This is a genomic window from Streptomyces sp. NRRL S-1813, assembly GCF_000719605.1.
Classification (GTDB): domain Bacteria; phylum Actinomycetota; class Actinomycetes; order Streptomycetales; family Streptomycetaceae; genus Streptomyces; species Streptomyces decoyicus.
Genome location: NZ_JOHB01000001.1, coordinates 661,189 through 685,160 on the forward strand (window position 1 = coordinate 661,189; position 23,972 = coordinate 685,160).

General features: G+C 71.3%; 19 protein-coding genes. 9 read left to right on the plus strand and 10 right to left on the minus strand.

Translation table 11 applies throughout. From position 1 onward, the window contains the following. Positions 1 to 70: 70 nt before the first annotated feature. The 4 genes from IF67_RS0103080 to IF67_RS0103095 all read right to left on the minus strand — a co-directional run bounded on the left by IF67_RS0103080 (position 71) and on the right by IF67_RS0103095 (position 6,811). A complete protein-coding gene (locus tag IF67_RS0103080; protein ID WP_030981808.1) occupies positions 71 to 3,874 on the minus strand; it encodes a multifunctional oxoglutarate decarboxylase/oxoglutarate dehydrogenase thiamine pyrophosphate-binding subunit/dihydrolipoyllysine-residue succinyltransferase subunit in 3,804 nt (1,267 codons plus the stop codon). A 238-nt stretch (positions 3,875 to 4,112) separates the two neighbouring features. After that, entirely contained in the window at positions 4,113 to 5,240 is a 1,128-nt protein-coding gene (locus tag IF67_RS0103085; protein WP_030981809.1) for an ATP-binding protein, read from the minus strand. After that, complete coding sequence (locus tag IF67_RS0103090; RefSeq protein WP_030981810.1) at positions 5,237 to 5,974, minus strand: response regulator transcription factor; 738 nt, start codon at positions 5,972 to 5,974, stop codon at positions 5,237 to 5,239. Before IF67_RS0103090 ends, IF67_RS0103085 begins: the two co-directional genes overlap by 4 nt. A gap of 72 nt (positions 5,975 to 6,046) precedes the next feature. Beyond that, positions 6,047 to 6,811 (minus strand): spermidine synthase, encoded by a 765-nt coding sequence (locus IF67_RS0103095; protein ID WP_030981811.1) that lies wholly within the window; start codon positions 6,809 to 6,811, stop codon positions 6,047 to 6,049. A 242-nt stretch (positions 6,812 to 7,053) separates the two neighbouring features. Between IF67_RS0103095 and IF67_RS0103100 the strand changes: the two genes are divergently transcribed. Continuing rightward, positions 7,054 to 7,914 carry a rhomboid-like protein gene (locus tag IF67_RS0103100; RefSeq protein ID WP_030981812.1) on the plus strand — a complete coding sequence of 287 codons (861 nt, stop codon included), beginning with the start codon at positions 7,054 to 7,056 and terminating at the stop codon, positions 7,912 to 7,914. 19 nt (positions 7,915 to 7,933) lie between these two features. On the opposite strand, the gene IF67_RS0103105 is transcribed toward IF67_RS0103100, so the two are convergent. Then, positions 7,934 to 8,488 (minus strand): hypothetical protein, encoded by a 555-nt coding sequence (locus IF67_RS0103105; RefSeq protein WP_030981813.1) that lies wholly within the window; start codon positions 8,486 to 8,488, stop codon positions 7,934 to 7,936. 469 nt (positions 8,489 to 8,957) lie between these two features. On the opposite strand from IF67_RS0103105, the gene IF67_RS0103110 reads away from it, so the two are divergent. After that, positions 8,958 to 9,791, plus strand: a complete 834-nt coding sequence (locus IF67_RS0103110; RefSeq protein ID WP_051817502.1) for a pentapeptide repeat-containing protein — start codon at positions 8,958 to 8,960, stop codon at positions 9,789 to 9,791. A 115-nt stretch (positions 9,792 to 9,906) separates the two neighbouring features. Then, positions 9,907 to 12,315 carry an endopeptidase La gene (gene lon, locus IF67_RS0103115; RefSeq protein WP_030981817.1) on the plus strand — a complete coding sequence of 803 codons (2,409 nt, stop codon included), beginning with the start codon at positions 9,907 to 9,909 and terminating at the stop codon, positions 12,313 to 12,315. A 79-nt stretch (positions 12,316 to 12,394) separates the two neighbouring features. On the opposite strand, the gene IF67_RS0103120 is transcribed toward lon, so the two are convergent. Continuing rightward, entirely contained in the window at positions 12,395 to 13,255 is an 861-nt protein-coding gene (locus IF67_RS0103120; protein WP_030981818.1) for a lysozyme, read from the minus strand. A 277-nt stretch (positions 13,256 to 13,532) separates the two neighbouring features. Here IF67_RS0103120 and IF67_RS0103125 point away from each other — a divergent pair, with 277 nt between their 5' ends. Next, entirely contained in the window at positions 13,533 to 14,036 is a 504-nt protein-coding gene (locus tag IF67_RS0103125) for a MarR family winged helix-turn-helix transcriptional regulator (RefSeq protein ID WP_030981819.1), read from the plus strand. Between the two features lie 108 nt (positions 14,037 to 14,144). Here IF67_RS0103125 and IF67_RS0103130 read toward each other — a convergent pair whose 3' ends face one another. Next, positions 14,145 to 14,990: a hypothetical protein gene (locus tag IF67_RS0103130; RefSeq protein ID WP_030981820.1), complete on the minus strand. Its 846-nt coding sequence runs from the start codon at positions 14,988 to 14,990 to the stop codon at positions 14,145 to 14,147. A gap of 574 nt (positions 14,991 to 15,564) precedes the next feature. On the opposite strand from IF67_RS0103130, the gene IF67_RS0103135 reads away from it, so the two are divergent. From IF67_RS0103135 to IF67_RS0103155, 5 genes are all read left to right on the plus strand, one after another. After that, positions 15,565 to 18,612 (plus strand): nitrate- and nitrite sensing domain-containing protein, encoded by a 3,048-nt coding sequence (locus IF67_RS0103135; protein ID WP_234340954.1) that lies wholly within the window; start codon positions 15,565 to 15,567, stop codon positions 18,610 to 18,612. Then, a complete protein-coding gene (locus IF67_RS0103140) occupies positions 18,609 to 19,103 on the plus strand; it encodes a roadblock/LC7 domain-containing protein (RefSeq protein WP_030981823.1) in 495 nt (164 codons plus the stop codon). The genes IF67_RS0103135 and IF67_RS0103140 overlap by 4 nt, the downstream gene beginning before the upstream one ends. A gap of 73 nt (positions 19,104 to 19,176) precedes the next feature. After that, positions 19,177 to 19,578, plus strand: coding sequence for a DUF742 domain-containing protein (locus IF67_RS0103145; RefSeq protein ID WP_030081174.1), 402 nt, complete (start codon positions 19,177 to 19,179; stop codon positions 19,576 to 19,578). Between the two features lie 37 nt (positions 19,579 to 19,615). Continuing rightward, entirely contained in the window at positions 19,616 to 20,233 is a 618-nt protein-coding gene (locus IF67_RS0103150; protein ID WP_037838625.1) for a GTP-binding protein, read from the plus strand. Between the two features lie 123 nt (positions 20,234 to 20,356). Then, positions 20,357 to 21,610, plus strand: coding sequence for a styrene monooxygenase/indole monooxygenase family protein (locus IF67_RS0103155; protein ID WP_030981828.1), 1,254 nt, complete (start codon positions 20,357 to 20,359; stop codon positions 21,608 to 21,610). Positions 21,611 to 21,825: 215 nt separating this feature from the next. Here the strand turns inward: IF67_RS0103155 and IF67_RS0103160 are convergent, their stop codons facing one another. The 3 genes from IF67_RS0103160 to IF67_RS0103170 form a co-directional block, all read right to left on the minus strand. Next, the gene (locus IF67_RS0103160) at positions 21,826 to 22,092 is read right to left on the minus strand and encodes a hypothetical protein (RefSeq protein WP_030981830.1); all 267 of its coding nucleotides are present in this window, start codon (positions 22,090 to 22,092) and stop codon (positions 21,826 to 21,828) included. A gap of 36 nt (positions 22,093 to 22,128) precedes the next feature. Continuing rightward, positions 22,129 to 22,869: a TetR/AcrR family transcriptional regulator gene (locus tag IF67_RS0103165; RefSeq protein ID WP_051817579.1), complete on the minus strand. Its 741-nt coding sequence runs from the start codon at positions 22,867 to 22,869 to the stop codon at positions 22,129 to 22,131. A gap of 73 nt (positions 22,870 to 22,942) precedes the next feature. After that, on the minus strand, positions 22,943 to 23,890 hold the full coding sequence (locus tag IF67_RS0103170; RefSeq protein WP_030981833.1) for an AurF N-oxygenase family protein: 948 nt from the start codon (positions 23,888 to 23,890) through the stop codon (positions 22,943 to 22,945). Between the last annotated feature and the right edge of the window lie 82 nt (positions 23,891 to 23,972).

Sequence of the window (23,972 nt, forward strand, 5' to 3'; positions counted from 1 at the left end):
GCCTGTCCCCGCAGCCGCGGGAACAGGCCCTTCACTCAACTGCCCACCGGTGCTCCGGCGGCCCGGACGCCTACGCGTCGAAGGCCTCCGCGACCAGCTGTGCCTGCTCTGCCTGGTGACGCTTGGCGGAGCCGACGGCCGGCGACGAGGAGTGCGGCCGCGAGATGCGGCGCAGGCGCTCGCCGTGCGGGACATCGGCGCCGACGGCCAGGTCGAGGTGGTCGATCAGGTTGAGGCCGAGGAACGGCCACGCACCCTGGTTCGCCGGCTCTTCCTGGGTCCACAGGTACTTCTCGGCGTTCGGGAACTTGGCGATCTCCGCCTGGAGCTCCTTGCCGGGAAGGGGGTAGAGGCGCTCGATGCGGACAATCGCTGTGGCAGCAGCCGCAGCGTCGTTCGCGCCGCGCTTCTCGCGCTCGGCCTCCAGGTCGTAGTAGACCTTGCCGGAGCAGAAGATGACCTTGCGGACATCCTCGGCCTTGACCGTGGAGTCGCCGATGACGGGGCGGAAGCCGCCCGTCGTGAACTCTTCCGTCTTCGACGCCGCGGCCTTCAGACGCAGCATCGACTTCGGGGTGAAGACGACCAGCGGCTTGTGGTGCGGGTTGTGGACCTGCCAGCGCAGCAGGTGGAAGTAGTTCGACGGCAGGGTCGGCGCGGCGACCGTCATGTTGTTCTGCGCGCACAGCTGGAGGAAGCGCTCGATCCGGGCCGAGGAGTGGTCCGGGCCCTGGCCCTCGTAGCCGTGCGGGAGCAGCAGGGTGACGCCGGACGTCTGGCCCCACTTCTGCTCCGCCGAGGAGATGAACTCGTCGACGACCGTCTGGGCGCCGTTGACGAAGTCACCGAACTGCGCCTCCCACATGACCAGCGCCTCCGGGCGGGCCAGCGAGTAGCCGTACTCGAAGCCCATCGCCGCGTACTCGCTGAGCAGCGAGTCGTAGACGTTGAAGCGGGCCTGGTCCTCGGAGAGGTAGAGCAGCGGGGTGTAGTCGTCGCCGGTCGCGCGGTCGATGAGGACCGCGTGGCGCTGGCCGAACGTGCCGCGGCGGGAGTCCTGGCCGGCGAGCCGGACCGGGGTGCCCTCCATCAGCAGCGAGCCGACGGCGAGGGTCTCGCCCATGCCCCAGTCGATGGTGTTGTCCTCGACCTGGGCGGCGCGGCGCTGGAGCTGGGGCAGCAGCCGCGGGTGGACGGTGACCCGCTCGGGGATGTTGACCTGCGACTCGGCGATCCGCTTGACGACCTCCTGGGAGATCGCGGTGTCCACGTAGACCGGGAACTCGGCCTTGGGCTGCGGCACCTCGGGGGCCACCGGGGCCGTCGTGGCGTCGCGGACCTCGGTGAAGACCTTCTCCAGCTGGCCCTGGAAGTCCTGGAGCGCCTGCTCGGCCTCCTCCAGCGTGATGTCGCCGCGACCGATGAGGGACTCGGTGTAGAGCTTGCGCACCGAGCGCTTCTTGTCGATCAGGTCGTACATCAACGGCTGGGTGAAGGCCGGGTTGTCGGACTCGTTGTGACCGCGGCGGCGGTAGCAGATCAGGTCGATGACGACGTCCTTGTTGAACGCCTGGCGGAACTCGAAGGCCAGACGGGCAACGCGGACGACGGCCTCGGGGTCGTCGCCGTTCACGTGGAAGATCGGCGCCTCGATCATGCGGGCCACGTCGGTGGCGTACATGGACGAACGCGACGACTCCGGGGCGGCGGTGAAGCCGACCTGGTTGTTGATGACGACGTGCACCGTGCCGCCGGTGCGGTAGCCGCGCAGCTGGGACATGTTCAGCGTCTCCGCGACCACGCCCTGGCCGGCGAACGCCGCGTCACCGTGCAGCTGGATCGGCAGGACCGTGAAGTCCGTGCCGCCCTTGTTGATGATGTCCTGCTTGGCGCGCGCGATGCCCTCGACGATCGGGTCGACGGCCTCCAGGTGGGAGGGGTTCGCGGCCAGCGAGACCTTGATCTGCTCGCCGTCGAGACCGGTGAAGGTGCCCTCGGCGCCCAGGTGGTACTTCACGTCGCCGGAGCCGTGCATCGACTTCGGGTCGAGGTTGCCCTCGAACTCGCGGAAGATCTGCGCGTACGACTTGCCGACGATGTTGGCGAGGACGTTGAGGCGGCCGCGGTGGGCCATGCCGATGACGACCTCGTCCAGGCGCGACTCGGCCGCGGAGTCGATGACCGCGTCCAGCAGCGGGATGACGGACTCGCCGCCCTCCAGCGAGAAACGCTTCTGGCCGACGTACTTCGTCTGGAGGAACGTCTCGAACGCCTCGGCGGAGTTCAGCCGGCGCAGGATGCGCAGCTGCTCCTCGCGCTCGGGCGACTTGTGCGAGCGCTCGACCCGGTCCTGGATCCACTGGCGCTGCTTGGGGTCCTGGATGTGCATGAACTCGATGCCGGTGGTGCGGCAGTACGAGTCGCGCAGCACGCCCAGGATGTCGCGCAGCTTCATCATGGACTTGCCGGAGAAGCCGCCGACCGCGAACTCGCGCTCCAGGTCCCACAGGGTGAGCCCGTGCTCGGTGATGTCGAGGTCGGGGTGCTTGCGCTGGTGGTACTCCAGCGGGTCGGTGTCGGCCATGACGTGGCCGCGGACCCGGTAGGAGTGGATCAGCTCGAAGACCCGCGCGGCCTTGGTGACGTCGTCGTCGTGCGAGGCGTCGATGTCGCGCAGCCAGCGGACCGGCTCGTACGGAATCCGCAGCGACTTGAAGATGTCGTCGAAGAATTCGTTGCCGCCGAGCAGCAGCTGGCTCATGATGCGCAGGAACTCGCCGGAGGCGGCGCCCTGGATCACGCGGTGGTCGTAGGTGCTGGTCAGCGTCATGACCTTGGAGACACCCAGCTTGTTCAGGGCGTCCTGGGAGGTGCCCTGGAACTCCGCGGGGTAGTCCATCGCGCCGACGCCCATGATCATGGACTGGCCCGGCATCAGACGCGGCACGGAGTGCACGGTGCCGATGCCGCCCGGGTTCGTCAGCGACGCGGTGACTCCGGTGAAGTCGTCCATCGTCAGCTTGTTGTCGCGGGCCCGGCGGACGATGTCCTCGTAGGCCTGCCAGAACTCGAAGAAGGTCAGCGTCTCGGCCTTCTTGATGGCGGCGACGACGAGCTGGCGGTCGCCGTTCGGCTTCACCAGGTCGATGGCCAGACCGAGGTTGATGTGCTCGGGCTTGACCAGCGTCGGCTTGCCGTCCTTCTCCGCGAAGGAGTGGTTCATCGACGGCATGGCCTTGAGGGCCTGCACCATCGCGTACCCGATGAGGTGGGTGAAGGAGACCTTCCCGCCACGGGCCCGCTTGAGGTGGTTGTTGATCACGATGCGGTTGTCGAAGAGCAGCTTCACCGGCACCGCGCGGACGGACGTGGCCGTCGGCAGCTCCAGGGAGGCGTTCATGTTCTTCGCAACAGCGGCCGAGGGGCCGCGCAGGGTGACGAACTCAGGACCGGCAGTGACCTCGCCGTCGGCCTTCTGAGGGGCCTTGGCGGCCGGCTTGGCCGGCGCGGACTTCGCCGGCGCGGCCTTGGCCGGAGCCGGGGCGCTCGCGGCCGGCTTCGCCGGGGTGGCCGGCTCGGCGGCGGAGGACGGCTTCGGCTCGGCGGCGGCGGGCGCCGCCGGGGACGACTGTGCCGGCGCGGCCGGAGCGGGGGCGGAGCCCTCCGCCGGCTGGCTCGGCGCGGTGGCGCCGCCCGGCTTGTAGTCGGCGAAGAAGTCCCACCAGGCTCGGTCTACCGAGTTCGGGTCCTGGAGGTACTGCTGGTAGATCTCGTCGACGAGCCACTCATTGGGACCGAACGCGGCAGCAGGGTTCTTTCCCTGCCCCTCTTGGTCGGTCGAGATGCTCGAGCTGTTGGGGGACTGTAGCGACACGGCGGCAACCGCCCTCTTCCGCTTCCTAAGGTGGTGGACAGCGGGAATAAAGGCTACGCCTGTTGTGACCCCGGATGCAGGCCGGGAGGGGCACTCGTCGTGTACGTCACATTCCCGGAGGGGTTTCGGGGCATGACTTGGCGGGAAACACACGATGTTTGCCTGCACGCGGGTACGGGGCATCGCCGTGGCACCCGCGGAGTGAGTGCTTCCACTACCGACCCTACGTCAGCGGCCGTCAGCTTCGAGCTGACTCCAGCCCCGGAAGAGTGACCCGGATCCGGCAACCACGTGCAGATTCGGCCACGCCGATGCGTCCGCCGTGCAGATCCACCGCCCAGCGCGCGATGGCCAGGCCCAGACCCGTCCCGCCGTCGGAGCCAGGGCCCGAGGGGGCCGGGCCGCCGCGGTTGAACCGTTCGAAGACCCGGTAGCGCTCCGACTCGGGGATGCCGGGCCCCTCGTCCTGTACGTCCAGCTCCAGGCTCTCGGGACCCTCGCCGCGCCGCGCATGCACCGTGACCCGGCCGTGCCGCGGACTGTGCTTGATCGCGTTGTCGATGAGATTGGCCACGACCTGGTGCAGCCGCTCCGCGTCCGCGTGCGCGGTCAGCTCCGGCGGCGAGACGTCGAGGTGGAGGTGGACGTCCGTACGGGTGTGGGTGCCGGAGCCGGCCACCCCGGCCAGCGTGGAGGCGCCGCGGCTCATATTGGCCTCCTTGAGCACCCCGGACAGGTACGGCCAGACCTCGAAGCGCCGGGCGTGCAGCGGCACCACCCCGTTGTCCAGCCGGGACAGGTCCAGGAGATGCTCGACGAGCCGGCCCAGCCGCTCCGTCTGCTTCAGCGCCGTCCGCATCGTCTCCGGGTCCGGCTCGCTGACCCCGTCGACGACGTTCTCCAGGACGGCCCGGAGCGCCGCGATCGGGGTGCGCAGCTCGTGCGAGACATTGGCGACCAGCTCCTTGCGGTGGGTGTCCACCGCCTCCAGGTCGGCCGCCATCCGGTTGAAGGCGTTCGCCAGGTCACCGAACTCGTCACGGCGCTCCGAGCGGACCCGGCGGCTGTAGTTGCCGTGCGCCATCGAGCGGGTGACATCCGTCATCTCGTCGAGCGGAGCGGTCAGGCTGTTGGCCACGAACTGGGTGATCAGCAGCGAGGCGATGATCGAGAAGATCGTGATCACCCGCAGCTCGGTCGCCGAGTGCATGGCGACGAACACCAGCAGCGTGGTGATGATCACCGAGACGCTGACCAGCGCCCCGAGCGCGGCCTTCACCGAGCGGTACGGGTCCAGCGGGCGCAGGCCCTCCCAGACCCGCTGCCACAGTGCCTTCGCGGGCGTCCGCCACCACCGCCGCGTCATGCGGCCGGGGTCTCCAGGGCGTAGCCGACACCATGGACCGTACGGATGCGCTCGGCGCCGATCTTGCGGCGCAGCGCCTTGATGTGGCTGTCGACCGTACGGGTCCCGGAGGCGTCCGCCCAGTCCCACACCTCGGCCAGCAGCTGCTCACGGGAGAGCACCGCGCGCGGGGTGTTCGCCAGGCAGACCAGCAGATCGAACTCGGTGGGGGTCAGATGGACGTCCGAGCCGCGCACCCGCACCCGGCGCTGGGCGTGGTCGATCTCCAGCTCGCCCAGCCGCAGAATGCCGGTGCGCGGGGTGTGCGCGGCCAGCGCGGCGCGCTCGACCCGGCGCAGCAGCACATGCACCCGGGCGGCCAGCTCCCGCATCGAGAACGGCTTGGTCATGTAGTCGTCCGCGCCGACGCCGAGGCCGACCAGCATGTCGGTCTCGTCGTCCCGGGCGGTGAGCATCATCACCGGCACCGGCCGCTGGGCCTGGACCCGGCGGCACACCTCCAGGCCGTCGAAGCCCGGCAGCATCACATCGAGGACCAGCAGATCCGGCTGCCAGGCCTCGGCGGTCTCCACCGCGGCCGGGCCGTCGGTGGCCGTCTGCACCTGGAAGCCCTCGGCGCGTAGCCGGGCCGCGATGGCCTCGACGATCGTCGGGTCGTCCTCCACGACCAGTACCCGGCGCTGGGCGCCCGGCGTGGCGGCGGTGCCGCCCTGCGTTGTCTGAGTCTGGTCCATCGCCCGCCCCTGCATCCCCTGCGTGGTCGCGTATTGCTGGGCAGCAGCGTACGGGCATGGTGTGACTGTCGGCTACGCGCCCTTCCGCGCAAGATGGACCACGTCAGGGACGCCTCGGACAACGGGGATCTCTTCCGTATGTACCCCGTTGAAACCGGCATTTCGCAGTGCTTCCTCGAATGCCGGCGAGGGCTGCGCGGACCAGACGGCGAGCACTCCGCCGGGTGTCAGACGGTCACGGCAGGCGGCGAGTCCGGTGGGGGAGTAGAGGCTGTCGTTGTCCTCGGTGACGGTCCAGTCGGGGCCGTTGTCGATGTCCAGGCACAGGGCGTCGTAGGCGACTTGGCCCGCGTCCGTCCGCAGGTGCGCGACCAGGTCGGTGTGCAGGATCTCGCTGCGCGGATCGGCCAGCGCGGCCGCCGAGACCGCCGACAGCGGGCCCGTGCGGTGCCAGTCGATGACGGCTTCCTCGCGCTCGACGACGACGATCCGGCCCCAGCGCGGCTGCCCGGCCGCTCGGGCCAGCGAGAAGCCGACGCCGAGGCCCCCGATCAGTACGGAAGGCCGTGCGCGGCCGGGCGGCAGCGCGGCCAGCGCGGCGTCGACCAGCAGCCGTTCGGAGCGGCCGTCGGAGGTGTCCATCAGGAAGCAGCCGTTGGCGATGATCTCGTAGACCACGGGCGCGCCGGGGGTCCCGGAGCCGTCCGTTCCCGGGCCTTCGAGGGGTCCGCCCCGTTGTCGCAGCACCACCTCGCCGTACGGGCCCTCGCGGCGGTCGAGCGTGCGCGGGGCCTCGGAGAGCCCGGTCGTTGCCTGCGTCGGAGTAACGGGAGCCATGGCGTCATGGTGGCCAATACGGGCCGTGCCGGTCCAACGCTTTGGGCAGGATTCCGCTGCCGGTGGCACGGACGTGTCTCCTGTGACGACGGTTGCCTGGTGTGAGGGATGTCACTCACACAGCTTCTTCATGGGTTGAGCATGCAGGGTGGTCCGGAACGTAGGGCGAGGCAGAGGAATCACGGCCGGGGGGACGGGCGTGGCTGACCGGATGTGCCATGGACGGAAGGGGTCTCGGACAAGTGAGCTGGCTGGGAACCGCCGAGAAGGGACGGGCCGGCCGTGCGCCGTCCGTCATACCGGGGCCGGGTAACGGGACGGGCGCGGTGCCGGACCTGCTGCCGGGGATTCCGCGGCCGCGTGAGCCCCGGCAGGCCGGGGGTGTCGCGGCGGAGGCGGTGCCCAGAGGCCCTCGGATGTCCCCCCGGGTGCGGCCGTGGCGGCTGCTGCCCACTCCCGCCGGCACCCCCTTCACCTTCGGCTACGCCCTCCTTCTCGTGGCCACCTCGCTCGTCACCGAGTACGCCGACCCGGCACTGGTCTCCGAACTGCTCCAGGGCTCCAGTACGGACGTCGTCCATCTCGCCCAGGCCCCGCTGCTGGTGCTGGTCGCCAGCGCCCTGTGGATCGCGGGCGGCATGACCTCCGCGTACGCCATCGGCTTTCTCTTCGTCCTGACGGCGCTGGAACGGCGGATCGGCGGGCTGTGGACCGCCGCCGTCTTCTTCGGCGGCCATGCGCTGGCGACCCTCGCCACCGAACTGCCCGTCGCCTTCTCGGTCGCCGCAGGACGGCTGCCGGAGAGCTCGCTGCACCGCCTCGACTACGGCATCAGCTTCGGCGTGATGACCTGCATCGGAGCCCTTGCGGGCCTGCTGCCGGCCTGGTTGCGCTGGCCGCTGCTGGCCGGCGCCGGCTACCTGGCCGTGACCGATCTGCTCGCCTACGTCGACCCGGTGACCGACTGGGGCCATCTGCTCTCGCTCGCCCTGGGCGCGGCGAGCTGGCCGCTGCTGCGCCACTGGCGCGCCCGCCGTGCCCGCCCCGCCCCGCTCCTGGGCGACCTGGGCCACCCGGCGCTGCGGGGCGTGCGGACCTACTGAGCGTTCCGGGGCCGCGCGCCTACGGCCGGACGGTCGCCCGGTATGTATGGGCGACGGCGTAGGCGCAGCCGCCCAGCAGCGCCACACCGGACAGCACGCCGCTGACGAACGGCACCCAGGCCACGGCGGAGGTCGCCGCCATGCCCAGCCCGATCACGCCGAGCGCGGTCAGCGCGACGCCGGGGACGGCGATGCTGCGCCGCTTCCAGACCGCCATCAGTGCGACGAAGTGCAGGCCGACGATCAGCGCGATCCAGGCCACGGCGGTCTCCTGCGGGGCGCCCGCCGCCCGCAGCGCGAGATTGCCGCCGATCAGCAGCACCACCTCGGCCCCTACGACGAACGCGAACCGCCCCCGGAACCAGTCGGCTTGCGGACCCTCGGCGTCCGCCTCGGCGGGCCGGCCGTGGCGCCCGGCCCGCAGCGCGAGCGCCAGCAGCCCGGCGAAGGTGAGCACCGCGAGCACCCGCAGGGCGATACCGACGCCGGGATTCAGCGGGTCGTGCGCGTTGGCGACCACGAAGATCGTCCCGAAGAGAGCGCCGATGAAAACTCCGGACATCCGCTGCAACATGCCGTGAAGGTAGCAGTCATGACGAGGCGTGAGGGGGGAAGCGGCAGGGCTTTTCCGCCCGGCTCGCCGGACCGCGTCGCGCCGCTGTCCGAGCCATATCGGCACGCCGTCCCCCTCGTCCGCCGCCGCGCGGAAGAACGGCCGCAGCAGCTCGTCATGCCCGCTCACGCAGTCCAGGGGCTCGCCCCGCTCCCAGACGACCGTCGGGTGCACCTCCGCCTCGGCGAGGTCTTCCGGGCCGACGCTGCCGTCAGGCGTTCACCGGAGATCTCCGCCGGCGCCCCGCCAGGGATTACGGGACAGCCCTCAGGGGCGGGCACTGACAACTCCCGGCGCCCGACGGCCCGATGCCCTCCCGCGGCGAGCGGATCCGGCCAGGGGCGGGGGGGCCTCGGCCGCCTGGGAGAATGGGGGCTCGTTCCGAGTGCGGCCTGGTGCGGTGCTCGCCGGCCGCAGGAGTGCACGCATCTTGTCCTCAGACCGCAAGCAATCGATTCCGGACACCGTCGATCTCGGGCTCCAGTCCGACTGCGGCAGCTGTTTCGGGCTCTGCTGTGTCGCGCTGCCGTTCGCGGCCTCGGCGGACTTCGCGCTCGACAAGGATGCCGGGCGCCCCTGCCCGAACCTTCGGACGGACTTCCGCTGCGGCATCCACAGCGACCTCCGCACGCGGGGCTTCCCCGGCTGCACCGTCTTCGACTGCTTCGGCGCCGGACAGAAGGTCTCCCAGGTCACCTTCGGCGGACAGGACTGGCGGCAGGCCCCGGGGACCGCCCGGCAGATGTTCGACGTCTTTCCCGTCATGCGGCAGCTGCACGAACTCCTCTGGTACCTGGCCGAGGCGCTGACCCTGCCGGCGGCCCGCCCGGTGCACGCCGACCTGCGCACCGCGCTGGAGAAGACCGAGCGCTTCACCCGCGGCAGCGCCCAGGAGCTCACGGAACTCGACGTTCCGGCCCACCGGGGCGAGGTCAACGCCCTGCTGCTGCGCACCAGCGAACTCGTACGGGCCGCGGTGCCGGGCCGCAAGAAGGAGCGGCGGGGCGCCGATCTCATGGGGGCCCGCCTCAAGGGCGCCGGCCTCCGGGGCGCCAACCTCCGCGGGGCCTGCCTCATCGCCGCCGACCTCAAGGGCGCCGATCTGCGCACGGCGGACCTGATCGGTGCCGATCTGCGGGACGCGGACCTGCGCGGCGCCGACCTCACCGGCGCCCTCTTCCTCACCCAGTCACAGCTCAACGCGGCCAAGGGCGACGCCGCCACCAGGCTGCCGGAGGCCCTGTCCCGACCCGCCCACTGGTAGCGCCGCCTTCGCTCGCTGCCAGCCGATCGCTGACAGCGAACGCACGTGGGGGAACATCTTCCGGCCCGGCTGCATTGAGTGGGTAAAGCTCAACTTGTTTGCCGAAGGGGAGATCATGGCTTCGACGTCCACATCGCTCACTCTGCCCGTGCTGCCCCTCGATGACGAGGTCGTGCTCCCCGGCATGGTGGTGCCCCTGGACCTGTCCGACACGGACGTCCGGGCCGCGGTGGAGGCCGCGCAGGCCGCCGCCACCACGGGTAACAAGCCGCGGGTGCTGCTCGTTCCCCGCGTCGACGGGACGTACGCCGGTATCGGCACGCTAGGGCGGATCGAGCAGGTCGGGCGGCTGTCCGACGGCGACCCCGGGGCGCTGATCCGGGGCCTGGGCCGGGTACGGATCGGTTCCGGCACGACCGGGCCCGGTGCCGCGCTCTGGGTGGAGGGCACGACCGTCGAGGAGACGGTCCCCGATCCGCTGCCCGGCGCGGTGGCCGAACTCGTCACGGAGTACAAGGCGCTGGCCACCAGCTGGCTGCGCAAGCGGGGTGCCTGGCAGGTCGTCGACCGCGTCCAGCAGATCGAGGACGTACCGACGCTGGCCGACAACTCCGGCTACTCGCCGTTCCTGACCACCGAACAGAAGGTCCAGCTGCTGGAGACCGTCGACCCGGTCGCCCGGCTGAAGGCCGCCACCGAGGCGCTGCGCGAGCACCTCGCCGAGCAGGATGTCGCCGAATCCATCGCCAAGGACGTCCAGGAAGGCGTCGACAAGCAGCAGCGGGAGTTCCTGCTGCGGCGGCAGCTGGAGGCGGTCCGCAAGGAACTCGCCGGGCTCAACGGCGATCCGGAGGACGAGGGCGACGACTACCGCGCCCGGGTCGAGGCCGCCGATCTGCCCGAGGACGTCCGCAAGGCCGCCCTCAAGGAGGTCGACAAGCTGGAGCGGTCCAGCGACCAGAACCCCGAGGGCTCCTGGATCCGCACCTGGCTGGACACCGTCCTGGAACTGCCGTGGAACGAACGGACCGAGGACGCCTACGACATCGCCGGCGCCAAGGAGATCCTGGACGCCGACCACTCCGGCCTGGAGGACGTCAAGGAGCGGATCACCGAATACCTGGCCGTCCGCAAGCGGCGGGGCGAGCGCGGGCTCGGCCTGGTCGGCGGCCGCCGCGGGGGAGCCGTGCTGGCGCTCGTCGGACCGCCCGGTGTCGGCAAGACCTCGCTCGGTGAGTCCGTCGCGCGGGCCATGGGACGCAAGTTCGTCCGCGTCGCGCTCGGCGGCGTCCGGGACGAGGCGGAGATCCGCGGCCACCGCCGGACGTACGTCGGCGCGCTGCCCGGCCGGATCGTCCGGGCCGTCAAGGAGGCCGGGTCGATGAACCCGGTGGTGCTGCTCGACGAGATCGACAAGGTGGGCTCCGACTTCCGGGGCGACCCGGCCGCCGCCCTCCTGGAGGTCCTGGACCCGGCGCAGAACCACACCTTCCGCGACCACTACCTGGAGGTCGAACTCGACCTCAGCGATGTGGTCTTCCTGGCCACCGCCAACGTCCTCGAAGCCATCCCCGAGCCGCTGCTCGACCGGATGGAGCTGGTCCGGCTGGACGGCTACACCGAGGACGAGAAGGTCGTCATCGCCCGGGACCACCTGCTGCCGCGCCAGCTGGAGCGGGCCGGTCTGGAGCCCGGCGAGGTGACCCTGGAAGACGACGCGCTGCGCAGGCTGGCGGGCGAGTACACCCGCGAGGCGGGCGTACGGAATCTGGAGCGTGCGGTCGCCAGGCTGCTGCGCAAGGTCGCCGCACAGCACGAACTGGGGCAGCAGGAGCTGCCGTTCACGGTCGGTGCGGAGCAGCTGCGCCCGCTGATCGGGCGGCCGCACCACACCCCCGAGTCGGCGCAGGATCCGGCCGAGCGGCGCACCGCGGTGCCCGGTGTGGTCACCGGCCTCGCGGTCACCGGCGCCGGCGGCGATGTGCTCTACGTGGAGGCCTCGCTCGCCGATCCGGAGACCGGGGCGTCCGGGCTCCGGCTGACCGGCCAGCTCGGCGACGTCATGAAGGAGTCCGCACACATCGCGCTGTCCTTCCTGCGCTCGCACGGCGCGGAACTGGAACTTCCGGTCGCCGACCTGAAGGAGCGCGGAGTGCATCTGCACGTACCGGCGGGCGCCGTCCCCAAGGACGGGCCGAGCGCGGGCGTGACGATGACGACGGCACTGGCCTCGCTGCTGTCGGGCCGCCAGGTCCGGCCGGACGTGGCGATGACCGGCGAGGTCTCGCTGACCGGGCGGGTGCTGCCGATCGGCGGCGTCAAGCAGAAGCTGCTGGCGGCACACCGGGCGGGGATCACCACAGTGGTCATCCCCCAGCGCAATGAACCGGACCTGGACGATGTGCCGGCCGAGATCCTCGAAGCCCTGGAGGTCCACCCCGTCGCGGATGTCCGCCAGGTGCTGGAGCTGGCGCTGACCCCGGCGTCGAACGGGGCCGCTCCCGAGGTACCGGTCGCGGCGTGAGGGCAACGGCGGCCGGTCCGGCTCCCGCAGAGGGGCCGGGCCGGCCGCCGCGTGGCAGAGGCGACTTCGAAGACAGCCCCTAGCCGTTGGCGAGCGCCCGCAGGCGGTCCATCGCGCCGTTGAAGCGGTTGTGGTCACCGACCGTCGGGCCGGTCGAGGTGTACTGCCAGATGGTGTGGAAGCCCCAGCCGGCCGGGAGTTCGCCGGCCGAGGAGCCGTAGCGCGGTATCCACAGCGGGTTGACGGAGCCGAAGGCGGCGGAGTTGCCGGTGCACTGCTTCCACCAGCTCGTGGAGGTGTAGAGGACGGCATCCCGGCCGGTACGGGCCTTGTAGGTGGCGAACCAGTCCTTCATCCAGTTGACCAGCCCCGCCGCGCTCAGCCCGTAACAGGTCGCCCCGTAGGGGTTGTACTCCATGTCGAGTGCGCCGGGCAGGGTCCTGCCGTCCTTGGACCAGCCGCCGCCGTGGTCGACGAAGTACCTGGCCTGGGCGGCACCGCTGGAGGTGTTGGGCGTGGCGAAGTGGTACGCGCCGCGGATCATCCCTGCGCTGTACGAGCCGTTGTACTGCTGCGCGAAGTACGGGTTGGTGTAGCTGGTGGACTCCGTCGCCTTCACATAGGCGAAGCGGACGCCGCTGTTCCAGAGTGTCGGCCAGGCCACATTGCCGTTGTGACTGCTGACGTCCACGCCCTCGACGGACGCGGCGAGCGAGGACGCCGGCGGTGCGATGCCGGCCGCGGTGCCTTCGTGCCGGGCGATCTGGGAACCGGCCCAGTCCTGGCCGGGGTGGCTGGGCTCCGGTGCGTACCGCGTGGCCGCGGCGCCGGCGGTGCCCGCCAGCCCGAGGAGGAGGGAGAGGACCGCGAGAAGGACCCCGGCCACGCTCGCGAGTGAGCGTGCGGGTCGGTGGGGGGAGCCGGATCTGAGCACGGACATACGTGCCTCCGAAGATCTCGGTGGATGACCTGAGGGGGGAGGAGCTGACGGCATGACGCAGGCGTGTGGGCACGGAAGTGCGACGTGCATGACGCGCGGCGGAACTGCTGACAGCGGGGGCCGCTTGGTATGGCCATGCCAGAAATGACGATACGCGCGTAGAACGACGTGACAAAAGAGGGTCACGGGGCTGCCGTTGGTCTAATCCTGCGAAATACTGGCCGAGCTGCGGCTTCGGCCGCCGATGGCGGAAACTTTCAGGTGAGGGAAAGCGGGAATGGGCGCTGACGTGCACGACACCGGAGCCGACGGTTCGACGGCGGACGGCGAACCGATTGGTGTGGACCACGTATTTCTCGCCCTGGAACGCGAATTGGCGGTATTTCTCCGCCGGGCCCGTGCCTCTTCCGGCGAATTGGCACGAGAGGTGCATCCCGATCTGGAGCCCGCCGCATACGGCCTCCTCGTCCGGCTGGCCGACGCCGGCACCCAGCGGGCCACCGCCCTCGCCGGCTTCTTCGGCGTCGGCAAGGCCACGATGAGCCGTCAGCTGCACGCCCTGGAGAAGCTCGGACTCGTCGCCCGTGAGCCGGACCCGGCGGACGGCCGCGCGGTCCTGGTCCGCATCACCGACGAGGGCCGCGAGCGCTTCACCCGCGTCCGCACCGGCCGCCGCGCCCAGTACGCCCGCCGTCTCGCCTCCTGGGACCGCGCCGAGGTCGCCGAACTGGCCCGTCTGCTGCACCGGCTGAACGCGGAGCAGGAGGGGGACGAGGTGTAGGGGGTGTCCGGGCAGGGCGCAGCGGCCGGCGCCGTCATGGCCCCGGACCGCCGCCGTCGTGGTGCCGTTCCGTCGCGGCGGGAGAATTTCTCCGCCCGCCGGCGATTGTCACGGAGCCACAAAGATCACCGCCGCGTCATCCCGCGCCTTGCCGCGCGGATACTCCGCACCCTCCGGGTCCGCCGCCTCCGACGCCCGCACCCGGTCGATCAGCGCCTGGGGGCCCTGTGCGGTCACCAGGGCCACGCAGTCGGCCCAGGAGCCCTCGTGGAAGACCTCCGCCCAGCGGCCCGCCCCGTCGCTGAGCGCCGTCAGGGAGCGCAGACCGGAGCGCGGGGTGCTGCCGGACACCGCACGGGCGGCCACCGCCGGGTCGGCGGCCGCGGTGAAGAACCCGCCCTCCGCATTGCGCAGCGCCTCGACCGCGCGGACGTACTTCCGGACCGCGGCGGCCCGTTCCGCCGAGCCGCGCGGCAGCGCCCGTACGGCGGCGCGCCGTTCCCGGACCGCGGGGGGCATGTCGTCCAGCCGCGGGTCGAGCACCGGGTGCACCGAGCCGTCCGGCCGTTCCAGGAGCAGCACCGAATCGGACAGGACGAGGTGTTCGACCGTGGCCCCGGACCACCGTGCGGCGACCACGGTTGCCTGCGGAGTGCGAGGGTGAGAAAGGTCACAGGTGGCCCGATGGATATCAGCCGTCCGGGAGATGGCCGCGGCGAGAACCTCAGGGAGTGTCATATCCCGGTGTGAAACCGACAGTTCCAGCATTGCGCCCCCGAGCCGTGCGGTGAACCACGGCACCGAGTGGACGCAGCCGTAGTCCCCCTCGGGAGGCGTCACGCCGTCCAGCAGAACGAGGGCGCCGCCCTGGCCGGAGGCCGGCAGAGCGACCGATGCGTAGTCCTCGTTTGGGCGTTGGGGGTCGCCCGGCTCGGTGGCGAGTTCGATGCGCATGGCCGCAAGTCTGCCGGAGGCACCGCTCCCGCCCCCGGTGGAGGGAGGCCGCGGTGGCGCCGGAGGGTGGCCGGGCGGCGGCGTACCGGAGGTAAGGACCGCGGGGCCGACGGCATGCGGGCGCGCATCCTTCCAGGAGCCGTCCGCATCTCCAAACCCGTTCGGGGCTGCGCACGGTTGCGGCCGAAAACGTCGGCGCACGGAAGTTGATGGCCAAACTCCGATTGATGTTCACTCCTTCAGGTGGCCGGGCATGTGTTGCCGAGCCACTGCGCGGCGCCGGTGGAATGGTCGTTGCCCGGATCATGGGGTGAGGCCAGGACGTTCGTCGCGACGCGCAGAGCCGGGCTGTTTCCCCTCGCGGAAGTGTGTGCTGCTGCGGTCTTCGCGCAGGTCCGCCCCGTGAGCGGAGAGCGAGCCGGGTCCGCGACGCCAGATGGCGTGGACAGGCGAGACAGGAATGCGAGCAGCGGTGCGGAAGATGCGGCTTCGAGGCGGCGCAAGGAAGCCGGGATCACCGGCCGGTTCGGTCGCGGGACCGACCACGGGCTCGGGTCCTGGTAAGGGACCGGGCATGACGGAGGGCGGCGAGGACCGCCCGGGAGGGCGCCCCGCGCGGGTGCGCAACCGACTCGTCGGGGCGGTGGCCGTTGTCGCCGCCGCCGTGCTGGGTGCCGGTGCCCCCGGACTGATGGCCACGGCCGACAACGCCACCAACAGCCAGCAACTGGTCGGTCTCGCCGAGCTGAACGCCCGCGCCATCGCACTGGCGCACTCGCTCGCCGACGAACGCGACGGTATGACCGCATACGTCGCCACGGGGCGCGGCAGTCATACGGCCGCGGGGCTGGGCAACGCCGCCACCAACGCCGCGCGGGCCGACGACGCCACGGCCTCCAAGGCCCAGCGCGCCCGCGTGGACCGGCAGATCGACGAGCTGCACACCGAGGCCCGGGACGGCTCGGGCGGCACCACCGCGTACAAGGCCGCAGCCAAACTCCTGGACACCCTCCCGCAAACCCGTCAAAAGGCGCTGTCCGGGGCCGGATCGGCCGAGCAGATCCATAGCGCCTACACCCAGGCCCTCCAGGCACTCGGTGCGATCGGCGACGACATCGCCCGTGGACTGCCCGCCCGCGCGGAGTCCACCGGAGCCGACACCCGCGCGCTGCCCGCCCTCGGCCGCGCCATCGAACAGGCCGCCGGCACCCGCGCCCTGCTGCTCGCCGGGCTCAGGGCGGGCGGCAGCCAGCCCCGGCTGACGGCCCTCGCCCAGGTCTCCCATCTGCGCGAACAGGGCGCGCTGGGCGACTTCCAGCAGGCCGCGAGCCAGGGCGCCCGGGACCGTTATGTCCGCACCGTCAACGGCGCGGACGTCAACACCGCCGAGCGTTATCTGACCCGGCTGACCGACCAGCCCCGTCTGGACGCCACCGATCTGCGGCTCAACCGCCGGCGGGTCCAGGAAACCCTCACCAGCCGCATCTCGCTGATGCGCGGCGTCGAATCCGCCATGGCCACCGCCGACATCCAGCGCCTCGGCGTGCTGCGCGACGACGAGGTCACGGAGCTGGAGATCCGCATCGGCCTGGAGGGGCTGTGCCTGCTGCTGGCCGTCGGCGCCGGCATCTGGGCCGCCCGCTCCATGACCCAGCCGCTCGCCGCGCTGCGGATCGGCGCCAGGCGGCTGGCCGCCGACCCCGCGCACGAGGAGCCCATCACCTACAAGGGCCGCAACGACGAATTCGCCACCGCCGTGCAGTCGGTCAACGCACTGCACACCCAGGTCGGCGAGCTGGCGCGGCGCACCGCCGAACTGGAGGGCGAGCGCAAGCGGCTGGTCGGCGGCCGCCAGCGGCTGGTCGCCGAGCGCGAGGTGCTCCAGGAGCAGGGCGAGGCGCTCAAGGAGGAGATCGCCGATCTCACCGAGCGGCTGGCCGCCCTGCACGCCGGTGTGCACGGCCGGTTCGTCAACCTCTCGCTGCGCACCCTCGGCCTCGTGGAGCGGCAGCTCGGGGTCATCGAGTCGCTGGAGGAGAGCGAGCACGACCCGGAGCGGCTGGAAACCTTCTTCAAGCTGGACCACTTCGCCGCGCGGATGCGCCGCAACAGCGAGAACCTCCTCGTCCTGGCGGGCGCGGAACAGTACGGCACCAACCACCAGGGTCCGGTACCGCTGCTGGACGTGATGCGCGCCGCGATCAGTGAGATCGAGCGCTACGAGCGGGTGCGCATCCAGTCGCTGCCGCCGCACTCCCAGGTCGCCGGGTTCGCCGCCGACGACATCAGCCACCTCGTCGCCGAACTCCTGGAGAACGCCACCGCGTTCTCGCCGCCGGACGCCCATGTCGAGCTGTCCGGCTGGCTGCTGGAGAGCGGCGAGGTCATGCTCTCGGTCCAGGACGAGGGCATAGGAATGACCTCGGAGCGGATGGCCGAGCTCAACGAGCGGCTGACGGACGTCGAAGCCGCCTCCTTCTCCGAGACCGTCGACGAGGCGCTGGGGCTGGGGCTGTACGTGGTGGTGCGGCTGGCCGCCCGGCACGGTGTCCGGGTCCAGCTGCGGGACGCCAAGCAGGGCGGCGTCACCGCCGTCATCGTGCTGCCCGGCTCGATCCTGCCCACCCGCCCCGCCCCGACGGGCTCCCCGGCCAGTGCGCCCCAGAGCGCGGCGCACACCCCGGTCCTGCCCGGCTCGGTCGCCGAGGCGAACTCCAACGCACTGCCGACGCGGGCCGCCCGCAGGGACCCGGCAGCGGTGGGCGGCACCCCCGCCCCCGCCGCGATCCCGGCCCAGGAGACCGGCCAGGGCCCGTCCCAGGACACCCCCGCGCCCGCCGGGCCGCCCGCCGGCCACGGAGCCGCACCGGGTCCCGCACCCGACGGCACCCCGGACGCGGACGCGGACCCGGCACCCGCCGCCGACCCGCTCGTCGCCGCCGCGGAGCGCGCGATCGACGCGGCCGGCCTCGGCGTTCCGGCACCGGGCGACGCGCAGCCGGCCGGCCCCACCACGCACTCCGCGTCCGAACCGAGCCCGTACGGCCCGCAGTCGCCCGGCCCCTACGCCGCCACCACCAGCGGCACCGGCGAGCACCTCAGGACCGAGGACGACGTCCGCCCGGCCCCGGACCCGGCGCCCGCCGGCAGCGGCCGGCCTGCCGCTCCGGACCCCGAGCCCGCCGGCGCGTCCTCGTCCGACCCGTACGCCATCGGCCCGGACGCGCACACGCACGCCGGGACGGACGCGGCACCCACCGACGCGGCACCCACCGACGCGGCACCCACCGACGCGTCCCCGGCCGAGGCACCGGCCGACCCACAGACCGCCGCCGCCCCGTCCGCGGGGGAGCGGCGGACGACCTCCATGGGGCTGCCCAAGCGCACCCCCAAGGTCGTGGCGCAGCAAGAGGCGCCGGCCGCTCCGCGCAAGAGCGGTGCGGCCAACGCCGAGGCGCTGCGGCGCAGGCTCGGCGGATTTCAGTCGGGAGCGCGAGACGGCCGGCGCGAGGTCGAAGCCGAGATCGCGGAACGTACAGCGGAGCTGACCATCCCACAGACGGACACCGACGGAGCGGGGGCCCCGGGAGAGAGCCACGTTGTCGAGGAGGCACGCGATTGAAGGCGCAAGCGCCCACTGCTTACGGTCAAGGACTGAGCAGTCAGGCTCAAAATCTGCATTGGCTGCTGACCAACCTGGTCGAAGAGGTGCCCGGCATCCGCTCGGTCGCGGTGGTCTCCTCCGACGGCCTGCTGCTGCTGTCCTCCGACCCGGACCGGGCGGAAGAAGCGGCACGGGCGGGCGGGAGTGACGGTCCGCGCGGCTCCAGCGCCGACCTGGCCACCATCGTCTCCGGGCTGGGCAGCCTCACCAACGGTGCCGCGAAGCTGATGGACGGCGGAGCGGTCAAGCAGACGATGATCACGATGGACGAGGGCAGTCTGTTCGTCATGTCGATCAGCGACGGCTCGCTGCTCGGGGTGCATGCCACTCCGGATTGCGATATGAGCGTCATCGCCTACCACATGGCGCTGTTCGTCGGCCGGGCCGGCCACGTCCTCACCCCCGAACTCCGCAGTGAATTGCGCAAGTCGATGGAGAGCGCCCAGTGAACGAACGTAGTGAGCGAGCCCTTGAGAGGTGCGCGTCGCGCGCGTGCGAGGGCGGGCGAAGCGAGGTTTCGGCATGAGCAGCACCCGCAAACTCCCGGTACGCGGCGGGGACCGGAAACCCTCGCGCGTGCGGCCGTACTCGCTCACCGGCGGCCGCACGCGATTCGGCCATGTCCTGCTCGTCGAGACGTTCGTGGCCGCGCTGGAGGCGCCCGAGGAGCGGCGTGAGCTGACGTCCGGCGGCTGGGGCGACCGCGTGATGCCGGAGATGCGCGCGATCGTCGAGCTGTGCCGCCGGATGCGCTCGGTCGCGGAGATCTCCGCGCTCCTCAAGATGCCGCTGGGTGTGGTCCGCGTACTGCTCAGCGACCTCGCCGACCAGGGAAAGATTCGCGTCTACGGCACCGGGCACGGCTCCGGCCGGCCCGACCGCGCGCTGCTCGAAAGGGTGCTGAGTGGACTTCACAGGCTCTGACACGATATCGGCCGGGCCGACGGCGCCCCCTGGTTCCGTGAGCCCGTCCGACCCGGTGGCCACGGCCACCGACGCGGGGCTACAGAGCTGGCAGACCGACCGTTCGCGGGCGCCGATCGCCACCAAGATCGTGGTGGCGGGCGGCTTCGGCGTCGGCAAGACCACGTTCGTCGGATCGGTCTCGGAGATCACCCCGCTCCAGACCGAGGCGGTGATGACACAGGCCAGCGCGGACACGGACGATCTGACCGCCACCCCGGAGAAGACCACGACCACGGTCGCGATGGACTTCGGGCGGATCACCCTCGACCAGGAACTGGTGCTGTACCTGTTCGGCACGCCCGGACAGCAGCGCTTCTGGTTCATGTGGGACGACCTGGTGCGCGGTGCGATCGGCGCGATCGTGATGGCCGACACCCGGCGTCTGGAGGACTGTTTCCCGGCACTGGACTACTTCGAGAGCTGCGGGCTGCCGTATGTCGTCGCGGTCAACCACTTCGAGGGGACCGAGGCCTTCGCCGTCGAGCACGTCCGCGACGCGCTGACCGTGCCGCCGCACGTGCCCGTAGTGATCATGGACGCGCGGAAGCGGGTCACGGTGATCGAGTCGCTGCTCGCGCTGGTCGGCCACGCCCTGGAGACCACGCCCGAGTAACCGGCCCCTGTTGGGGGGTCCCGGCCCCCAGGGGCCGCCCCCTCACCCCCTCACAGGGGCTGCCCCGCACCCCCCACTTCACCCCGAACACCAGCAGTAGCAGTAGCAGAGAAGAGTGCCGCCATGCGGAAAATACTCATCGTGGGAGCCGGCCAGTCCGGTCTCCAGCTCGCCCTCGGCCTCCAGACCCAGGGCTATGAGGTCACCCTCATGTCCAACCGCACCGCCGACGAGATCCGCGCCGGCCGGGTCATGTCGACGCAGTGCATGTTCGACACCGCGCTCCAGCACGAGCGCGACCTCCAGATCAACTTCTGGGAGAACCAGGCCCCGCGCATCGAGGGCCTCGGCGTCTCGGTCGCCGCGCCCGGCAGCCACGAGGCGCCCGAGGGATCGCAGCGCGCCATCGACTGGGTCGGCAAGCTGGACGGCTACGCCCAGTCCGTCGACCAGCGGGTGAAGATGGCCGGCTGGATGGAGACCTTCGCGCAGCGCGGCGGCCAGCTCGTCATCCACGGCGTTGCCGTCTCCGACCTGGACTTCTTCGCGAGCCGCTACGACCTGACGCTGGTCTCGGCCGGCAAGGGCGAGCTGGTGTCGATGTTCGGCCGGGACGCCTCCCGTTCCCCGTACGACGCTCCGCAGCGCGCGCTCGCCGTCTCCTACGTGCACGGCATGGGCCCGCGCCCCGAGCACCCCGAGTTCGATGCGGTGCGCTGCAACCTGGTGCCCGGTGTCGGCGAGCTGTTCGTCATGCCGACCCTCACCAACTCCGGCCGCGCCGACATCCTCTTCTGGGAGGGCATCCCAGGCGGTCCGCTGGACGTCTTCCAGGGCGTCAAGGACCCCAACGAGCACCTCGCCCTGACGCTGGAGCTGATGGAGAAGTTCCTGCCCTGGGAGTACGCGCGCTCCACCAAGGTCGAACTGACCGACGCCAACGGCACGCTGGCCGGCCGCTACGCCCCCACCGTGCGCAACCCCATCGGCCGGCTGCCCTCCGGCGGTCTGGTCCTCGGCGTCGCCGATGTCGTGGTCGCCAACGACCCGATCACCGGCCAGGGCTCCAACTCGGCTTCCAAGTGCGCCGCCTCCTACCTGGCCTCCATCGTCGAGCGCGGTGACCAGCCCTTCGACGCGGACTGGATGCAGACCGCCTTCGACCGCTACTGGAACACCGCCCAGCACGTCACCAAGTGGACGAATGCGATGCTGGCGCCGCCGCCGGAGCACATCCTGAACCTCATCGGCGCGGCCGGCCAGCTCCAGCCCGTCGCCGACCGCTTCGCCAACGGCTTCAACGACCCGTCCGACTTCGAGAACTTCTTTTACGACCCGGAGAAGACGAACGCGTATCTGGCGTCGCTGACGGGCTGAAAACCGCTTGCGACGGGGGCTTTCCCTCCCACGTTTGTGGGTGCGGCACCCCTCCCCGCCTGCGGCGGGGAGGGGTGCTTTTGCGGGCTGCCGCCGCGGCGCGGGCTTCGTTGTGGTGGCGGGGGCCCGCCCCCTCACGTGGTTGCCGCGGCTGTCCCTGGTGGGGGATGGGGTGATGTGGTGGCGGCCGGTGAGTCTCTGCGGCTCTCCGGTGGTCAGCGGGGCTTTCGCCAGGGCCACTTGAGACCGGCGCCCGGTGTCTTCCCCTCGGGGTCGTATTCGTACTTCCAGCCGCTCGGCAGGCCCAGGCGTCCCACCCGTCCGGGGACGCGCCGGTAGACATGCACCGTCGGCGGCCGGTCGTCGTCGTGCGGTACCGGGACCTCGTACGTCTTGGGCGGCTGGCCGGTCATGCCGACCAGTACGGGCAGTACCCGGCCGTCCAGCGGGCCGCCGACGAAGAGGGTGTTCTCGCTTCTCACGCCCTCAGTGTCACACCACCACGGCCGGGCGGCCGGTCACAGCAGATGCGCGGCGTCGCTCACGACGGGCAGGATGCGGCGGGCCAGCTCGCCGGCCGGGCCGTCGGCGGTCTCCAGCTTCAGCGCCGCCCGGGTCACCCGCGCGGTCTGCGGGTCCGTGGCCGCGGTGGCGGTCAGCAGCGCGACGAAGTGGTCGACCAGCCAGTCCCGCAGCTCGTCGAGGGCCGGCTGCTTGTCCTCGTCGAGCCAGATCAGTGAGGCGGCCTCGACGGCGGTGATCCACATGCGGACGGTCATCCGCAGCCGCAGGCCCGGCTCCGGCTCGCCCAGATGCCGCAGGATCTGGTCGGCCGCGGCGCGCCGCACCTCGTCCACGATCGCGGACGTACGGGTGGTCTCCACGACGCTGCCGCCCTGGAGCAGCGCGCTGAACCCCGCGTCGTGCTCGTCGACGAAGGCCAGATAGCGGTCCAGCGCGCGCGACAGCCGCCGGGTGAGCGGTCCGGTCTCCGGCTCGGCGAAGCAGCGCTCCAGGATGTCGGCCGCGCTGCGCAGCGCGGCCTCGTACAACTGCTGCTTGCCGCCGGGGAAGTAGCGGTAGACCAGCGGCCGCGAGACCCCGGCGGCGAGGGCGACATCGTCCAGGGAGACATCCTCGGGCGCGCGCTGGGCGAACAGGTTCAGCGCGGCGGTGAGGAGTTGGCTGCGGCGCTGCTCGACGCTCAGCCTGCGGTAGGCGGGTCGGGGTACTGCTGGGGCGGTGCCGCTGCCGTTCATGAACAGCAGCGTAACCGCCCCGGGTTCCGCCTCGCACAGGTGCTCGGGGCGTAGGGGGTTCATGCCGGGGGCTTCAGGCCAGCAGTCCCGAGCTGCGCCACAACCTGCGGCCCATCCCGCGCAGTACGCCGATCTCGTCCAGGAAATCGGTCAGCTTCCGGGCGCCGGACTGCATCACCTCGCGGCGGTGGCCGCTGGCCTTGACCTGGGCGACGGCCTCGCGCCTGTCCAGGCCCACATTGGCGTAGACGTCCGGATTGACGAAGGCGACGGAGAAGACCCGGGCCGCTTCGCCGGAGCTGATACGGGTCAGCTCCTGCTCCCAGCGCGGCGCGGTGACCATCTGGCGGCGCAGCTCCTCGCGGGCGTAGCGCACATGCCGGGCCTCCTCGACGACGTGGATACGGGTCACCCCGCGCACGAGGGTCTGCACCCGCTCGTCCGGGAACGTCAGCCGCTGCATCCAGTCGAGGATCTCCTCGCCGAGCAGGGTGCAGGCGAACGAACCCGGAGTGGTGGAGATGGTCTTGAGGACGCGGGCGAGGCTGTGGTTGAGCCGGGAGACCGGGTAGGCCGGTGCGCCGCCCTTCTGGATCATGCGCGCGAACATCTTGGAGTGCCGGCACTCGTCGGCTATCTCGGTGAGGGCGTAGCGGACGTGCGCGCTGGTCACCGGCTTGTCGTAGATGTGCCGTACGAGCAGCTGCATCAGGATGATCTCGAACCAGATGCCCAGCGAGGCGAGCGAGGCGGCCTCGTGGCGGGAGAGGTCCTGCTGCTGCTCCGTCGACATCTTCCTCCACAGCGGGGTGTCGTAGAGCGAGACCAGCTCCGGCGGCCAGAACCACTTGCCCTCTTCGAGGGGCGCGTCCCAGTCGAGTTCGGCGTCGGGGTCGAAGGAGTGCTTGGCGGAGGAGTCGAGCAACCGCTCGGCGACCTGTTCCCGGTCCTTGAGCAGACCGAGGGCGTCCCGCAGGACTTCGGTGTCCGTCACGGTCATTGCGGTGGGCGCGCTCGTCATGGCTGTGGCTACCTCGCTAGTGGTCAGGGCCTGCCCGCGGTCATCTCTTATGAGACTGCGTGTCAGCAAGGACGTCAATCCC

Excerpts from the sequence above, each read along its gene's own strand:
- IF67_RS0103085 (WP_030981809.1), bottom strand. The coding sequence starts at position 5,240 with ATGACGCGGCGGTGGTGGCGGACGCCCGCGAAGGCACTGTGGCAGCGG.
- IF67_RS0103165 (WP_051817579.1), bottom strand. The coding sequence starts at position 22,869 with ATGAACGGCAGCGGCACCGCCCCAGCAGTACCCCGACCCGCCTACCGC.
- lon (WP_030981817.1), top strand. The coding sequence starts at position 9,907 with ATGGCTTCGACGTCCACATCGCTCACTCTGCCCGTGCTGCCCCTCGAT.
- IF67_RS0103125 (WP_030981819.1), top strand. The coding sequence starts at position 13,533 with ATGGGCGCTGACGTGCACGACACCGGAGCCGACGGTTCGACGGCGGAC.
- IF67_RS0103095 (WP_030981811.1), bottom strand. The coding sequence starts at position 6,811 with ATGGCTCCCGTTACTCCGACGCAGGCAACGACCGGGCTCTCCGAGGCC.
- IF67_RS0103120 (WP_030981818.1), bottom strand. The coding sequence starts at position 13,255 with ATGTCCGTGCTCAGATCCGGCTCCCCCCACCGACCCGCACGCTCACTC.
- IF67_RS0103105 (WP_030981813.1), bottom strand. The coding sequence starts at position 8,488 with ATGTTGCAGCGGATGTCCGGAGTTTTCATCGGCGCTCTCTTCGGGACG.
- IF67_RS0103130 (WP_030981820.1), bottom strand. The coding sequence starts at position 14,990 with ATGCGCATCGAACTCGCCACCGAGCCGGGCGACCCCCAACGCCCAAAC.
- IF67_RS0103155 (WP_030981828.1), top strand. The coding sequence starts at position 20,357 with ATGCGGAAAATACTCATCGTGGGAGCCGGCCAGTCCGGTCTCCAGCTC.
- IF67_RS0103090 (WP_030981810.1), bottom strand. The coding sequence starts at position 5,974 with ATGGACCAGACTCAGACAACGCAGGGCGGCACCGCCGCCACGCCGGGC.
- IF67_RS0103135 (WP_234340954.1), top strand. The coding sequence starts at position 15,565 with ATGACGGAGGGCGGCGAGGACCGCCCGGGAGGGCGCCCCGCGCGGGTG.
- IF67_RS0103145 (WP_030081174.1), top strand. The coding sequence starts at position 19,177 with ATGAGCAGCACCCGCAAACTCCCGGTACGCGGCGGGGACCGGAAACCC.
- IF67_RS0103170 (WP_030981833.1), bottom strand. The coding sequence starts at position 23,890 with ATGACGAGCGCGCCCACCGCAATGACCGTGACGGACACCGAAGTCCTG.